Consider the following 16,320-nt stretch of genomic DNA (forward strand, 5'->3'; position numbering starts at 1 on the left):
CGCCGCCACCGCCCAGAACCTGCGCAAACTGGCCAAGCTGATCCCGCCAACGGCGCCAGCGACCGCCTGAGAAAGTGGCGAACCGTCACGTCCGTTACTCGCGCCGATCTCAGCGGCGGCCTTTTTCAACGGAATCCGCCATAAACGGACATTGGCACAATGAGCAGATCCAGTCGGTCCGAGTGATTGCCAGTCAGGGATGGTCATTGCCTCTTTCGTCATCGGCGATGGTGCTGCGGCCTTAGGAACACCTCGGACGGAACGTTATCCCCGCAGAGCGTCTTCTCGCGGTGGGTTTTCCAAGCGCCTGAACGACGCTTGATCTCATCCATGACCCCGGGTTCGAAGGCTTTCATGATGCTGTCGGCGGGCAGCTCGGAACGGTCCCACATGTCGCATCGGCTATCGACGATCTTGAGAAACAAGACGCTGGCCCGCCAGAACTCTTCCGGAGAGGTTGCCTCGGTCATTTCGTCATACCAATCCTTGGCCCAGACATTCCGTTCGTAGGCGTACTTGGCGGCCTTCAGAGCCTTGCCTAACAGGCCTTCCTCCGAAGCAGTGCGGGACAATATCTCGTCCGCGAAGGGTGTCTGGAGACCGAAGCCCAACACCATCATCCCTCGCGCATTGTCCGCCGGCACCGGGCTCTGAAGCTTGCTGCGCGCATACGCCTCAAGAAACGCTGACTTGCCCGATTGCAACGCGGCGATGACTTCCTGTGCGATCTGGTGGTCTGTCTTAGCAGCATCCAGGCGCTGCGTTCGGATCGCGTCCATCTCAAAATTGTCTGCCGCCTGCCAGATGGTGAGCGCTGTGAGCGAAACGGACGAAGCCCCCATGATGTAGGTCACGACGCCTTGCTCTTTCGCGAACCGATCAAAGATCTTTTTCGCCAGCGTCGGTTCGGTTCCCGACAGACCCTGAGCGACTCGCAGCGCGAAGTGGGTCAGTCGGTATGCCTTCTTGCGGTCGAGCCCGAGCAACTCCTTACCTACGCTTAGGGCGATGTCCGGTGCCGTGTCGATCAGTGCCGAGATGGCGGCGCTGCCCACATCTTCAACGATGATGCGAGCGTTCTCTCTCGTCAGGGATTGATCGAAGCTACGGAAGGACTCCCAATAGGATCGATGACGAGCGTCGAACTCCTCGTCCGTTTCGTTCATCCGTTTTACGAACGCTTCCATGCCACCTTTGTCTTCTTCCGGTTCGATGACGTCGAAGAAGCCAAAAGCGGGCGGTGATGAGTTTGAGATTCTTTGGGTGACGAGCGGCGGAGTGAGAGGAATGTCGATCGCCAGCGCTCGGGCAACGGCGGCGTGGACCCGGGCCGCCACGTCGCGTTGGGTATCCTCACCCAGTCTCACCCCCGCATAGCCAAAGAGTTCGGGAACTACATTGTCCAGGATGTTCGTCGTGGACGTCAGCCCATGATGGGCCGCCTCAATGAACGCTAGCGATCCGTACCAACGTTCGAAGCTTTCGTTTCGCGGGTCGAGCCGCGACATCCGCCAGTCGCTAGCGATAAAGGTGCGCAAAAGCTCTTGGTCTTCAGTATGCGCGACGATGTCGAAGGCGATCGCCCTCACTGCCGAGCGCGGGTGTTCGATGAACGCTTCGATCGAAGCACGAGCCTCATCGTTTAGAGGCGTGCCGGAGTGCCTGGCGAAAGACAGAGCGGCCAAGGCGCGGTTTTCATCCTGACTTTCCAGGGCCTGTTGCAACGCAGCAGCGAGCTTGTCGGGATTGGCGGGTTTGACCACCTCTCCGAACTTGATCAACGGCGACCCGGGGGACGCCAGTCCCATCAGGTAATCGAGCTGCGCGTTCCCCCCAAGATGGGGAAATCCAATCAGGATCGCGTATTGGGTGGTGATCCACGATACATTGGATTCCGGGGTGTCTTTTTGGCGCGGCCTGCTGATGTCCGCAGCGGTTCTGAGAAGGTCCGCCACCACCTCTCGGTCCATGGCGGCGCTGTGCTGCTCCATCGAGCAAACCCCCAACCGACGCACCTCGGGCTCACGGCTGAGCAATGACCGCGTATAGTCGCGGACCACCTGCATGGCGGTCTGAGGCCGGAAACGCGCTACGGCGGGGCGCGCATCTTTAAAATGATGATCCTCGATGCCCATCGAGCGTGACTTGGTGAGGGAGGTGATATCGATCTGTGCGTAGTCCTGCGCCGCTTGCCCCACATTCGGCGGCTCGACCGATGCGGGGTCGCATGGGTCGGTGGCGCTGTAGTTTTCAACCTGCCGCCAAGATGGGTATCGTTCTCGATCAGCGGTCAGTTCGTCGACGAGCTCGTTTGCCCGCAAACCATCCTCCTCGCGGCTCAATCCGCGCAGGAGCTGAACCAGCGCCCATTTCGCCGTCGCAGATGCATCGAGGGCACTCAGAAACTCCGCTTCATGGAGGAGGGCGTCGCGGGTCTCCACCCAATCGACGCGATTGAACCGAATGAGGCCGATCAGCTCTTTGTAGGCGTCGCGGATACTGGAGTGCAGAGCCGTCGCAAATGCGCAGGCGACGATCTCGGCGGCGAAGCCCGCTAGCGCTCCACCCGCCAACAGTTCGCAGGCCTCCTGGTGGAAGCGTGCGGGGTCTGATTCATCGTTTCGGTCCAGTTTGTCGGAGAGGTATGCACGCTCGGCCTCGCTCAGGCGGTCCAGCCGACCGGCAAGTTTCTCTGCCTGTTCTTGGACCTTCCTATCGTAAGTGTCCTTACCCTGGTGTCGTATGCTGATGAACACCGACAAGCTTGGTTCCAGACTGTAGGTGCGGAGCCATCGCCGAACATACGAGCCGATCGCGTCCGCGCACTCCGCATCGGACCGGACAGCACGCAGGGCCTCGGTGAGCCAATGCTCGTTGGGACGACGGAGGTCGCTGGAGAACAGCTGTTCCGTCGCGCTTAGCGCGGCATCCGGTGACAAGCGAACAGTCCCGACAAACGGTTCGTAGTCTTCATCATCAGTGTTTTGGAGACCGACGAAACCGACATACAGGGCTACCTTCAGCGTCTTGGACATCTGGTCGTCGACGCTGGCGACAAGCAAGGCAGAGAGCATCGCGTCGGCCGTCATATCCAGCGCGGCAATCGGCTCCAGCATCTCGTTGAGCGCCTCTTCGACCGGGCGCCCGTTGCGCTCGGCGCCGCGCAACGCCTGGAGAATGGCGAAGCCCAGCGCTAGACTGAGGGCATCCTCCGGCAATGTGTAGAGAGTCGGCTCTCCCGGTATGGCTTGGAAAAAATGCTCGGCGGCGGTGGCCAAGCGCTCAGCGGTAAGGACGTACTGTCCCGAAGCCGCAAACTGATCGAAAATCAGGCGATCGTCGCGCTGTTGGGCTTTGACGCGCTCGATGATTTCGCGGGCATGATCCGCCATCCGACGTTCAAAGAGCCTTGGGGCTTCGGCTGATACCGTATCGGTGTCGCTGGCGCGAATGTGCTCATAGAGGAGGCGCTCGACGCTGAGCTCGGTGAAGCTTTGAATTTGCGCTCCGTTCAGAAGCCGAGCGGCGATCCCCAAGATCCTAGGATTTCGAAGGCGTTCACGAACCGGCGCGGCGACTTCTTGAGGATTGATCCCTTGTTGGCGTAGCAGCTCATCAAGCTCGGCGAGCGTCCATTCGGGAACGCTTACCGGCGTAATGGGTGTGTTGAGAGAATGCCGGAGCCGTTCGTTGTAAAACCCTTGGCGGACGGTGATGATCAGAGCCCCGCCGAGACGCTCGATGTGGGCTGCGGCGTCGTCGATCCAACGGCGCCATTCAAACGTCGGCTGTTCGTTGAGCCCATCGACCCAAAGAAGGAACCGGGGCCTTTCTGGTTTAGGAGCTTCGGACCAAGCTTGGGTCCGGCGGAGCCAGCGGTTGCGACTGCGATCGTCGTCTATGTCTGAGGACTGCCGGATAACTTGGCTGATGAGAAAAGTCGGGAACTGACCGTAAGCCGCCGCTGGACTCATATCGGTGGCGGAAACCACCAACATGAGAGGGCGTGGGTCCATCTCCAGCCAAGCTTCGGCGGTGAGCCAGGATTTCCCATTTCCCTCGCCGCCGACAACCGCCACGAGTGACCGTGAGGGCGGCGCAAGCAGGTGCGTCTGAACCTGCGCTGACAGAGCTTTCCTCGGGCAAAGGGGCAAGGGCCCCGATCCTTGAGGGGCCAAGGCCTGCCCGAAAGCGGCTCGCGCCTTGGCCCGATCGGAAAACTTGTCTGAGAGCCACAGCTGGTTGGCTACAGTGGCGTTCGCCATGCCGAGAGACGAGGTGCGTACCTCTGACGCTATCGCCTGCGCGTGCCTGTCGAAGTCCGGCATAGCGCGGAGCGCGTCCAGCGCCACCTTGGCGTTAGCAATCAGGCTGGCGTTATCGACATGCGTCTCAAGGAAATCCGCTGTGGTGTCGACTGCCATGGCCAGAGCAACCGCAAGAGGCGGATAGGCCGACGTCGCGGGCCAATCGAGGATCAAGACGCCTAAGCCGAACCGAGTGGCGGCGGCCTGCAACGTTCCCACGAGCTGGCTGCCGGCCTCCACCGTCGCGGCCAACGCCCACACGTCCGGTGGGTCGGCGCTACCGGCGAGTTGCGTGATCTTCGCCTGGACGTCAGCACTGCTCAAGGCGCTCGTATACAGCTTGCATTCGTAGGAGATGTGGCTTGTCACAGCCGCCGTATCGCCATCTCTGCCTGCCTGAATTCCGGAACGAGCTAGTCGGAAAGGTTGACCGGCGACCTTTTCAAGCACAGCTCCTAGCAAGCCTTCAAAACCTAAGGGGCCTGTGGCTGTGAGCTTTAGGATTGCTTCTCTGATTTCGTTTAGTCTGGACATGTTGCTGACTTCATCACCTTAAGCGGAACGATACCAGAACAAAACGATCTTGCTTTAGCGTTGGATATCCAATCGGCGATGCTGAAAATTGACAACTTAAGTTCGCTCGGGCGGAAGATGCCAATCTCCATCCCGATTTCAGGCTACCGGGGGCGCGGCCGCCCGTGTGGCTTCGGCATGCCTCGTAGTATGCAAAGGACAGATCGACCTTGTCGCGCCCGTGCGAGCTTTGGACCGGCCGTGAAACCTGAGAGGTTCGGGCCTGAGGTATCGAACGATGCAGACTTGCCTGGTCATTCTGAGCCCCCGTCGCGCCTCAAGCCAAGGCACATTAGACAGATCAAACCGCTTGGAGTGCGAGTTGGATCGATGACATAATTCAGCTAGTGCGAGAGTCAGAGCGAAAGCTCGCTTCGGGGCCAAATTACGCATGGGGCACAACTACAAACCAACCGCGATTACGAGAGTTGGCTTCGCTTATCAGGATTTGGTCGCCGCCGAGACGCTCCTCGACTTCTATCGAGACCCTCAAAAGTATCAGTGGGTCCAGGTAGAGGCGTCGGACCCCTCTTTTCGCGCTGTGGATGATGTTGTTGCGTGCCGCGCCGACGGACGCTTTGAGCTTACCCAAGTCAAATTTGCTGTCGATCCGGACAACCCGGCAACAGCCCTCGATTGGGAATGGCTTCTCGCCAAAAAACCCAAAGGAAAGTCGCTCCTTCAACATTGGGCCGGGCCTGTCACGGCACATGTGGACGCCGGGACCCTCGCGAGCGCGTGCCTAAAAACCGACCGAAAGCCCGACGCGGATTTTGCCAAAGCGCTGAACGGTAGCCGCGTCAGCCACTCGGAGATCTCAGCGCCCATCCGCAAGCGGATCGCTACCCAGCTTGGATCGACCGCCGCCGCTCAGAAGTTCTTCGCGAACTTTGACTTTGTTCATTCCCAGCCGCTGCTGGAGCATCTCGACGCCGTCCTGTGGACGCGCATCTCATCTGACACAGACCGCGCTGGCTGGGCTCTATTTCAGAAGCAGCTCCAGTTGTGGGCCACACAGAAGAACTGGCCGCACCCCGACGGGCGTGTCCGACACGTCCATCTCCAGCAGGCCTTTTCGACTGAACGAGCCAAGCCCCTCCCGCAAGGCTTCAAGGTGCCCGCTGACTATCGAGTGCCCGACGCGGTTTTCGCCAAAAAATTCTCCACGCACGTGCAGAACGAAGACGGTGTCACGGTTCTTTGGGCACCCCCTGGACGAGGAAAAAGCACGTTTCTCAGCCACTTCACGTCCGCCTTGGATAGCAAAAAAGTGGTGTGCATCCGGCACCATTACTTCCTCAGTCTCGACGACCGATCCGAGGGCCGGTTCCATGTACAAGCTATCGCACGATCGCTTGAATCACAGCTTGAAGACGCGATCCCAGATTTTGCTGCAGGAAGGCAGAGTCTGGGCGAAACGATCGAACGCGCCGCGCAGCAGGTCGTGGCCGACGGCAAGCGCCTGATCATCATCATCGACGGACTTGATCATGTCTGGAGGGAGGGCCGTGATCGCGAGCACGCAGAAGAACTATTCAACGCGCTCGTCCCCATAGTGCCTGGCGCTCATCTGGTTGTCGGTACCCAAAAGATTGCTGAGAAGCATCTTCCCACAAGATTGCTGGCCACTTCGCCGATGAAGAGTTGGATCGAACTCCCGCTTATGAATCGCGAGGCGGTGCAGGCCTGGGTCGCATGCCAACACCGTGCAGGAAGGCTCAACCTCCTCCGCTGGCCGCATCAGTCCGAGGCGAACGCGGTGGCCGCTGTTTCAGATGCGTTCTTTGACATCTCCAAAGGCCTCCCTCTGCACTTGATCTATTCATTCGAGGCAGCCGCACGCGCGGGCAATGAAATAACGCCCGATATCGTTCGAGCGTTGGCTGCCTGCCCCACCGGCGACATTCGAGATTACTATGCCAGGTTTCTCTCGCAGCTTTCCCTACGTGGTAAAGCGATCTTGCATGTGCTCGCCGGTCTCGATTTCAGCCCACCGCCATTCGCGCTCAATAGCTGCTTCGGCGTGGACGATCAGAGCATTTTGGGACTAGCGGAGATCGGCCATCTCCTCGACTTCCGAGAGATGGAATTGCGGCCGTTCCACGGAAGCCTGTTTGCCTTCCTTCGCGATGACCCCGACCACCACTCAACATTCATGGCCAACAGCGCGCCGACGCTGACGTGGTTGGAGACGGAAGCGCCTTCCTATTGGCGAGAGGCGTGGCTTTGGATCACTGAGGCAACTCGTGGGAACACAAAGAACCTCATCGAAGGGCCGACCCGCGAGTGGGCACTGTCGTTTGTCACCGCAGGGTATCCGATTGACCGCTTGATCAATGTACTTGATCACGCCGAACGGGCGGCATTCGAAGCATTCGACCTCTCAACCGTCTCGCGTCACCGATTCCTGAAGGTACGCGCGATAAATGCCAAAGAACTACAACACGAAGAACTCGCCCAAGTCTGGTACCTCGCCGCTGCGCTGAGCGGCGACCCTTATGTTCCCGGGATCCTCCGCGCCGACCTGAACAATTTGCCACCATCGCTGATCCCGGCGCTCGTCCAGATGACTGACGAAAGTCAGCGAGCAGCGCTCGTCAAACGGGCGATTAGCGAACTCAATGGACGCATTAGTCAGAACCGCCGCGACGAGTATGTCAGCAATGATCGGTACGGCGAACTTGCCAGGGCCGTGGTTGCCGTTGTTGCAGCGAGCAAGGATAATGAGGTTAGTCGGGTGCTCCGCTTTGCGCGCAGTGCCGCCAATCCTGATCCTATCCTTGCCGCTTTTGCCCAAAGCGCTCGGCTCGTTGGGGCGACTGACTTCGTCTTCGAAACGGGCAAAAAATTCAAAGGTGTCGAGTTCGACCGCGAATTGCTCGCGTGTCTGTGTCTCGAAGGTCTACCGCCTTCCAGTCAGTCACCGTTGAAGGCTGCAAAGCATCCCGCCATCCGCTGCCTGGGGCTCGTCAAAGGAGACACTGTCAAAGGCAGCCACGCTGGCAAGGATTTCACGAAGCTTTTTGCCGGCGCTGAAGGCCCGGAGGATCGCCACCAGACTGACGTTCGAGGAATCGTGTACACGAATTTCATGTCAGCGCTGGCAGCGGCTCTGGCCGGCAAGCCAACAAGCAGCTGGGCAAAAATCCCAGATCATGCGTCCAAGAGCTGGCTTGGAAGCGCTGTGCGTGCGTTCGAAAAACTGGCGCAACGCATCGCAGCATACTGGGCCAGCACGCAGCGTTGGCCAACTCTAGGCGAAGTGTTCAGTTGGTACGAGGGACGACCTAGCTACGAGCGAGGGTATGACGCTCAAAGCCGCTTCATTGCTGTACGCCTCGCCCTGATCGACGCCGCCTTCGACCTTTGCCTTATCGGCAGAGGGCTCGATGCAGCATATCAAATCGACGACGTTGCTCTCTCTGAGGCGCGTGAGTCGGCCTTTTGGCTCGACGAACTTTGGCTAGAGAAACTGACAGCACGACGAGTCTCATTGCATGACGATGCGAGCGCCGAGACCTTCATCTCCACCTACATGCATGAGCTAGTTCGCACAGTGGCTGAGTTCAACGAGAAGGCTGCCACATTTGGCAAGCTCGCCCTTGCCGCCCTCGATCACAATAAGCCTCAACTCGGGGCGCAGGCGCTGAAGCGATCTGTCGATTGTCTGCTTGGGTATGGTTGGCGGAAGGATGTCTTCGCCGGGGACGTTCTCACTGCCTTGGAAATGATGATCGAGGCGGGCGATCAAGACGCGAAGCCAACTCTCTTGGAACTGGCCGCCGCGTTTCACAACATTACGGACTACACCGATGGCTCCGAAACCAACCACATCCGCAGCAGCTATTATGCTGCGGTCGCAAAGCATTACCCTGACCGCATCGCGCCGATGCTCGATGACCTGATCAAGGCTGAGGATTGGCGCTACGTTGAGGATCTCTACGAAGAACTTCCCTCGCTGCCTCTCGCCCAGACTGTCGAAGGAGCCGCGCTTCTCTCGACCTACATTACGCCGAGCGAAAAGCGCGCCGTTGAGAACGCCAACCTAGTTCCCGCCATCGGAGATGCTCTTCGCAGAAAAGTCGGCCCCAATATCGAGCATGCCCGCAAGGTCGACCGCTATTCATCGAGCAGCCCGAAGGACACGGAAAAGAGCGAGGTCGAGCTGCCAATGCCCGGCGACTATCCCCCGGGGAAGCTCTCAGCACTGATCGCTGAGCGTGGCCGCCTGAACATCTACGATAGTTCGAGATCGGCAGTTAGAGAATGGCTCGCCCATTGGGATGCCAATGGCCAAGGCGCGGCGGCACTGGCTGACTTGGAGGTGCGACTGTCCGAGACACGGTTGCACCTGGACATTGAAAGCGGCCTGGATACCGCAGCAGAGATGGCCACCAAGATTCACGGTCGCAGCGAAGCGTTCAAGTGGTTGGTGCGCGCCCACATCGTGCGCCACGGCTGGCAAAGATACTTCACTAGCAACGACGAGGCGGAAGCTCGCCTTCGGTTGGTTGCTCGCGACTACAAGCCGCGTTGGAAGGATTTTATCAGGGATACGAGCAAACCAGCCCTCGATCTTCGGGAAAGCAGAAACGGCTTGGTGATCGGCCTCACGCGGCTCATCTATTTTCTCATTCAGTTGGGCGAGCTTGAGCTCGCCAAAGCCCATACCGCAGCCATAGTAGACACCTTCAAAGCGGAGCTTGCCCAGCAGCCGCTGGACAAGCCGTCATGGGCTTAGCTTTGCCAACGATAGATATCTTGCTGACGCGCCTTCTGTGGCCTGTCCCTCGCGTTCGGCTGGAAGCTGCGAGGGCTCTCGCCGCACTGATAAGGAGTGGTGATCGAAATGCCGCTGATCGCTTGCTGGTGTGGATCAGCCAGAGGAGGTTTGAAAGCGAGGTGATTATCGGCCTCAACATCATCGAGGCTTTCGACCTGGCCACCCATTTCACCTTTGCTGAAGTGCGGAACTCGGTGAATGCAGCCTCGCATCTGTCTGACTGGCTGATGAAAGAAAATTTCGCCCAAGCCGACGGACTCTTTCCGTTCAGATACGCTTATGCGCCTGAGACAAGAGCGGACCTGCCGGAGTCAGTGCGCCACTCCTTTTCCGCCTTTAACGGCGTGCCGCAGATGTTTCACTCCCACCTATCTCATCTGGAGAAGATTTCTGGACTTCCCTTTTTGATGCGCTGGCAACACGAGTGGGATTGGCTACAGGCGGACGAGCTACGCAGCCAAGGCGATCCCTCCTACTTCTTTCATGGCAACCGCGAGATTACCGGCCAATTCGACTTTGCTGACCGCGAAACCTACGTGTCGGCGTACCTACGGACGCTCGCTTTTGCCGCTGTGGAGTGGGGGGTTCCTCACGAGATCGCTGAGCGGCATTCGCGCGCTGCACTAACCTTGAATCGAGGTCTTGCCAGCGTTGAGCCGATCGAACGTCCCAAATGGTCAGATGGCATTTTGCCAGGCGATCGCGACATAAGGAACATTGCTTCAGCCATCTGGGCTGCCGCATCGTCAGACACGAATTCCAATCACATGGTGGCCGCACTGCGCGCCGTTGAAGTGGCCGAGACCGACTATGCTGTGTTCGAATTCGAGGTTGTAGTCGGCAGCGCTACTGCCTTCGCAAGCCATAACGAACCCGCCGATGAACAATGGTCCTATCTAGCCAATCCTGCGCGCTACGAAGGCGGATTCTATTCACTCCAGGATGTCCATGATGGCTCGATGCCAAGGCTGTTTTGCGGAACAGCGATAGCGTTCGAGGTGGGACGTGGCTTGGTCGAACTCGTCGCCCATGTGCATCTGCCTACACCCGACATCGATCATCCCAACTTGACGATCGCCTGCCGTCACAACGGCGTCGAGATGCAGGATGGCGCACTGCCGATCGCGCATTGGGAGTACTGGTACTGCGACTGGGAGCCCACATACCCTCGCAAGGTTGACGGGCTCATTGGATACAGGACCACAGTGAAGCGGGATTTCGTCGAGGGCGTGCGCGAGCGCAACTCTCTCAAAAGCGCCGTGTGGTGCAGCGTGAAATCAGGCACGCGGCAATACAGCTATTCGGATTTCCAAGAGCAGAAAGCGGGTTTCTGGATCGACACGTAGTTCGCAGTACGGAAAGATTGTTCGGCCGCGCAATAACCGCAGGCCTTGCCCACATAGATCAAATGTCTGCTTTCTGGCAGGAGGCGAATGTCTGCGGCTTGCGCTAAATGGCCTCCCAACCGGGCAGCCCCCGAAGGATTCTGGCCGCGTTTTTCACCGGATTGATGTGGCCGTAGTGGTCCTCAATCATTTTGACCGACGTGCCCATTTGCTTGGAGAGGAAATAGACGTCCACGCCCTCGGTGAGCCGGAACGTCGCGTAGGTGTGCCGGAAGCAGTAGGTGGAGCGGGTGCTGCCTGACGCGCTCTGAAGCAGTCCTGCTTCGCGAAGCAGGTTCTCCACGTGATCGGTATAGAGAGTGGCTGCGGGCGCGCCCAGGCCGGTGACGAAGACGGCGCCCTCGGGCTCCGTCCCTTTGTTGGTGAGGGAGCGCACGCGCTCCAGATAATTGGCGACATTGCCCGCTGCGACCAACTGGCGAGCCTTGTCCTTGCCCCTCACATTCAGAACCACGAACTTTCGGCCCTCGCCATCGGCGCGGATCGAGACGTCGCGCCATTGCAGATTCTTGGCCTCGGCCGGGCGCATGCCGGTGTTGCACATAATCAGAATGAAGTTGTAGGCGACCTGCCGCGCGGTCCGGCTGACGTCGGTCTTGGCCCGCTTCACCCATCCGCGCGCGAAGGTGTGTAGTTTGCGGTACTCTTCGGGGGTGAATTCCTCCCGCCGCACCTTGGCTAGTGGGAGCCGGCCTTTGAACAGGTGGCTTTCAGGCACCCATCGCTTTGCCACGGCGAAGCCGACGACAGAGCGGAAGATGGCCATCTCATAGCGGATGGTGGCGTCAGACACCTTGCGACCACCCCGGCCTTCGCCGTTCTGGCGACGCCACAGCGGATAGCCGAGGAAGTCATCGTGCGAGACGTGGGCGATCTGCTTCGGACCCACATACCGGTTCAGCTGCGCGCGGATGATGGATTCCACCACCACCCACCGATGGTTGGTGATCTCGCCCGCCTCTGAGCGCGCCTTCTGATGCTCGGCGTAGGCCTTGGCCACCTGGGCGAAGGAGCGATTGAACACCGGTACCCCGTGTTTAACCCGGAACCTCAGCTCCGCGTCGGCGTCAAAGGCCAGTTCGGTGGCCGACTGAACGTCGGCCGTCTTCAAGGACACGGTCTTGTAGCGGTCGGATCGCGGCACCCGAATCCGGCAGTACCAATTGCGGTGTTTCACATCGGCTCGACGAAAGAGGATCAGGCCGGGTTTCAGCGTCTGGGCGTCGATCAAAAAGGACATGGCGGCGCGGCTCCCTGTGCAGGGTCTGTGTCGCCTCAGCGCCTAAGTCCTTGACTTTGCGTCGGCTGGATAGACCCTGGGCAGGGCTCCAGCATCAACGAACGCGAGCGAAAACAAACCCGTAGGTTCACCCCCTCTCCCCTTGTGGGAGAAGGTGGGCGGCGGAGCCGCTCGGATGAGGGGTATGCCGGCCAAGCCCCCGAACGACCGGCACGCATAGGCCCGGCGGCTAGGGCTTCGTGATCTTGCCGAAGCGGTTTCGATGAAAATCCAGCTTGCAGGTCGCACATCTCCAGGGCGGAAGCGGCAGAAAGGCCGCCCCGAACAGGCTCTTGCCTGAACCGGGAATTCTCCATGCCCAGGTGTAGTCTCCACACCGCGGGCACCGCAGGAGACCGAAAAAGACCAGCACATTAAGAGCGAATACAATAAGCATACTATATGGGAACAACACCCCTGTGACGACCACTCCTAACGTGAGCACACTCACCAAGACTATCCACAATATGGTCACGAGAAAGATGCTCATGGCCGCCACCCCCGATTGCCCCGAAGCGACACAGTGGCGCCCGAGCCGATCCGCGTCACGCTCTGAGGCGCATCACCCTGAATCCACCCCCTCGTTCACAGCGCGTGTATGATGCCCTGTCGCTCTCCGGAGCCTCTCGCTGATTTCAGACAATTCAGACGATTCAGACCCTCTTTTTTTTTCGAGTCCGGAACGCCCTTGCCCTTCCCCTTCCACATCAACGCCACTGAAGGCGCCGCCCGCACCGGGGTGCTGAAGACGCCGCGCGGCGACATCCGCACGCCCGCCTTCATGCCCGTGGGCACCGCCGCCACGGTCAAGGCGCTCAGCGTCGATCAGGTGGCCGCCACCGGCGCCGACATCCTCCTCGGCAACACCTACCACCTGATGCTGCGCCCCGGCTCGGAACGCATGCACCGGCTGGGCGGCCTGCACCGCTTCATGCGCTGGGACAAACCCATCCTGACCGACTCCGGCGGCTTTCAGGTCATGAGCCTGTCGGGCATCTCTAAAGTCACCGAGGACGCCGTCACCTTCGCCAGCCACATCGACGGCTCGAAACATGTCCTGTCGCCGGAGCGCTCCATCGAGATCCAGGCCGACTGCATCGGCTCTGACATCGTCATGCAGCTGGACGAATGCGTCTCCTGGCCCGCCGAGGAAGACCGCGCCCGCAAGGCCATGGAGCTGTCCGCCCGCTGGGGCGCCCGGTCAAAGGCGGCCTTCGGCGACCGCGACGCCCAGGTCCTGTTCGGCATCCAGCAGGGCTCCACCTATGAGCACCTGCGCCGCGAATCCTCCGAGCGCCTGATCGAGACCGGTTTCGACGGCTACGCCATCGGCGGCCTCGCCGTGGGCGAGGGGCATCAGGCCATGTGCGAGACCCTGGACCACTGCGTCGGCCACCTGCCCGCCGAGCGCCCCCGCTATCTGATGGGCGTGGGCAAGCCGGTCGATCTGGTGGAGGCGGTGGCACGCGGCGTCGACATGTTCGACTGCGTCCTGCCCACCCGCTCCGGCCGCCACGGCCAGGCCTGGACCTGGGAGGGCCCGGTCAACCTCAAGAACGCCCGCTTCGCCGAGGATCAGGACCCCCTGTCCCCCGACGTGGATTGTCCCGCCAGCAACGCCTATTCAAAAGCTTATCTGCATCATCTTGTCAGATCAGATGAGATTTTGGGCCAGGTCCTGCTCAGCTGGCACAACATCGCCTTCTTCCAGGCCCTGACCGCCGCCATGCGCGCCGCCATCGCCGAAAACCGCTTCGACGCCTTCCGCCGCGAGTTCCACGCGCGGCAGAGATCCTAAGTCTCCTCCCCCGCTTGCGGGGGAGGGGGACCATCCGAAGGATGGTGGAGGGGGCGACCCCATCCACCGGCGCTGGCGGCCGCCCCCTCCACCGCCTGACGGCGGTCCCCCTCCCCCATGCGCTTCGCTTTGGGGGAGGAGAACGCGCGACGTTACCGAAACCGCAACAGAATCCCCCTAGTCTGGCCCGTCATGAACACGCCCCGCGACGCCAGTCTGGAAGCGGCCCTGGCCCACATCTTCGCCGCCGAGGGCGAGACGCGGGCCAGCTGGTTCGCCCTGACCGGGGGCGAGCGCCTGTTCACCGCTGGCCAGCCCGCCGACACTCTCTATCTGGTTCGCTCCGGCCGCCTCGGGGTTTTCCGCCAGAAGGAAGATAACCCCGAGCCCCAGTTCCTCGGCGTCATCCGGCCCGGCGAACCGGCGGGCGAGATGTCCCTGATCGCCGGCACCCCCCACACCGCCACCGCCGTCGCCCTGCGCGACAGCGAGATCCTGGCCCTGCCCCGCGAGGCCTTCCTCGACGCCGCCCGCGCCCATCCCGACGTGATGGTCGAGCTGGCCAGCCTGATGGTGCGCCGCTCGCGCGAGACCTCCCAGCGCGCCGCCGACCCCAGCGTGTTCGGCTTCGTCTCGGCCCGCGAAAAGCCCATCCGCGAGTTCGTCGAGCGGGTCCGCGACCAGATCGGCCATCTGGGCTTCACCGCCCGCGTCATCGACTCCTCGGCCCTCAACTCCGCCGCCGAATGGCTGTCCCTGATCGAGCAGACCCACGACTTCGTCCTCTATTGCGCCGAGCAGGACGAGGCCGCCTGGGCCGGGCTGTGCGCCCGTCAGGTGGACCGCCTGTTCGTCGTCGGCGATCTGGACGGCCCCGCCCGCATGCCGCCGGTCCAGCGCAGCGGCTCGCTGGAGGAGCATCAGCTCACCGACCTGATCCTGCTGCGCCCCGCCGCCGGTCCGCCGCCCCGCGACACCGCCCGCTGGCTCAAGGCCGTCGACCCGGCCCGCTGGTTCCATGTGCGCGAAGGCCTGGCCGACGACGAGGCCCGCATCGCCCGCACCCTCACCGCCACCTGCGTCGGCCTGGTCCTGTCCGGCGGCGGCGCCCGCGCCTACGCCCATCTGGGGGCCATCGCCGCCCTGCGCGAGGCGGGGGTGCCGTTCGACTTCGTGGGCGGCTCGTCCATGGGCGCCGTGATCGGCGCCGGCGTGGCCCTGGGCTGGAGTCAGCAGGAGCTGGAGCACCGCATCCGCAAGGCTTTCGTGGTCAACAGCCCCCTGACCGACATCGCCTTCCCCATCGTCGCCATGACCCATGGGCGTAAGGTTAATCAACTATTGATCGACGCCTATGGCGACGTGGACATCGCCGACCTGCCCCTGCCCTTCTTCTGCGGCTCGTCCAACCTGACGGCCAACAGCTATGTGGTCCACCGGCGCGGCATGCTGAGACAGGCCCTGCGCGCCTCCATCTCCCTGCCCGGCGTCCTGCCGCCCGCGGTGATCGACGGCCAGGTGCTGGTGGACGGCGCGGTGCTGCGCAACCTGCCCGCCGACGTCATGCGCGGCCTGCAGCCCGGCCCCGTGGTCGCCGTGGACGTCTCGCGCACCCACACCGTCGATCCCAGCGTGGTGGAGAATCCCAAGACCTGGTGGCGCTGGATCATCTCCGGCGACTGGCGCCAGGGCCCGCCCATCGTCTCCATCCTGATGCGTTCGGCCACCATCACCAGCGCCGCCGACCTGGCCGAGTCCCGCGCCGCCACCGACCTGCTGGTCATGCCCGAACTGGGCGGCGTCGAGATCCGCGACTGGAAAGCCTTCGAGCCCGCGGTCAAGGCCGGCTGGACCGCCGCCACCGCCGCCCTGGCGGAGCTCAAGGGCCCCGTCACCCACCTGCGCCTGCGCCGCGCCCTCAAGGCCGCGCTCAGCGAGCGGCGATCAGGAACAGCCTCGGAAAAGGCATCAGGGTCGTCCCGTCCGTCCGCCGCGGGAAAGCCGACGAAAGCCGCCCCGAAAGCGCCGAAACAAAAGCGTCCTGCAGCGCGCCGGAAAGCGCCGTCAGATACGGCCTGAGCGCCGTGCCCTTCATCCACTCCAGCACCGCGTCCTCCCCGTCCAGCACCTGCAGATAGGTCGTCGCCCAGATGTCGATGTCCGAACAGACCCCC

The 16,320-nt window shown here is 61.4% G+C and carries 7 protein-coding genes; 4 read left to right on the top strand and 3 right to left on the bottom strand.

Features of this window, described 5'->3' with window-relative positions; genetic code table 11:
- Positions 1–207, bottom strand: a 207-nt coding sequence (locus IWC96_RS15840; RefSeq protein ID WP_231378726.1) for a hypothetical protein, incomplete at its 3' end; no start/stop codon positions are given.
- 11 nt (positions 208–218) lie between these two features.
- Positions 219–4,841: a hypothetical protein gene (locus IWC96_RS00250; protein ID WP_196838148.1), complete on the bottom strand. Its 4,623-nt coding sequence runs from the start codon at positions 4,839–4,841 to the stop codon at positions 219–221.
- 430 nt (positions 4,842–5,271) lie between these two features.
- Here IWC96_RS00250 and IWC96_RS00255 point away from each other — a divergent pair, with 430 nt between their 5' ends.
- Positions 5,272–9,621 carry an NACHT domain-containing protein gene (locus IWC96_RS00255; protein WP_021697216.1) on the top strand — a complete coding sequence of 1,450 codons (4,350 nt, stop codon included), beginning with the start codon at positions 5,272–5,274 and terminating at the stop codon, positions 9,619–9,621.
- Positions 9,622–9,743: 122 nt separating this feature from the next.
- Positions 9,744–11,009, top strand: coding sequence for a hypothetical protein (locus IWC96_RS00260; protein WP_045318989.1), 1,266 nt, complete (start codon positions 9,744–9,746; stop codon positions 11,007–11,009).
- Positions 11,010–11,112: 103 nt separating this feature from the next.
- Here IWC96_RS00260 and IWC96_RS00265 read toward each other — a convergent pair whose 3' ends face one another.
- A complete protein-coding gene (locus IWC96_RS00265; RefSeq protein WP_196838149.1) occupies positions 11,113–12,309 on the bottom strand; it encodes a site-specific integrase in 1,197 nt (398 codons plus the stop codon).
- A gap of 727 nt (positions 12,310–13,036) precedes the next feature.
- Here IWC96_RS00265 and tgt point away from each other — a divergent pair.
- Together tgt and IWC96_RS00275 are read left to right on the top strand one after the other, a co-directional pair.
- Positions 13,037–14,146: a tRNA guanosine(34) transglycosylase Tgt gene (tgt, locus tag IWC96_RS00270; RefSeq protein ID WP_231378727.1), complete on the top strand. Its 1,110-nt coding sequence runs from the start codon at positions 13,037–13,039 to the stop codon at positions 14,144–14,146.
- Positions 14,147–14,338: 192 nt separating this feature from the next.
- On the top strand, positions 14,339–16,225 hold the full coding sequence (locus tag IWC96_RS00275) for a patatin-like phospholipase family protein (RefSeq protein ID WP_231378728.1): 1,887 nt from the start codon (positions 14,339–14,341) through the stop codon (positions 16,223–16,225).
- Positions 16,226–16,320 lie beyond the last annotated feature (95 nt).

This window comes from Brevundimonas sp. BAL450 (genome assembly GCF_015767455.1).
GTDB lineage: Bacteria > Pseudomonadota > Alphaproteobacteria > Caulobacterales > Caulobacteraceae > Brevundimonas > Brevundimonas abyssalis.

Bases quoted from the DNA above. Each gene is read 5' to 3' on its own strand.
- IWC96_RS00250 (WP_196838148.1), bottom strand. From the start codon at position 4,841: ATGTCCAGACTAAACGAAATCAGAGAAGCAATCCTAAAGCTCACAGCC.
- IWC96_RS00255 (WP_021697216.1), top strand. From the start codon at position 5,272: ATGGGGCACAACTACAAACCAACCGCGATTACGAGAGTTGGCTTCGCT.
- IWC96_RS00265 (WP_196838149.1), bottom strand. From the start codon at position 12,309: ATGTCCTTTTTGATCGACGCCCAGACGCTGAAACCCGGCCTGATCCTC.
- IWC96_RS00275 (WP_231378728.1), top strand. From the start codon at position 14,339: ATGAACACGCCCCGCGACGCCAGTCTGGAAGCGGCCCTGGCCCACATC.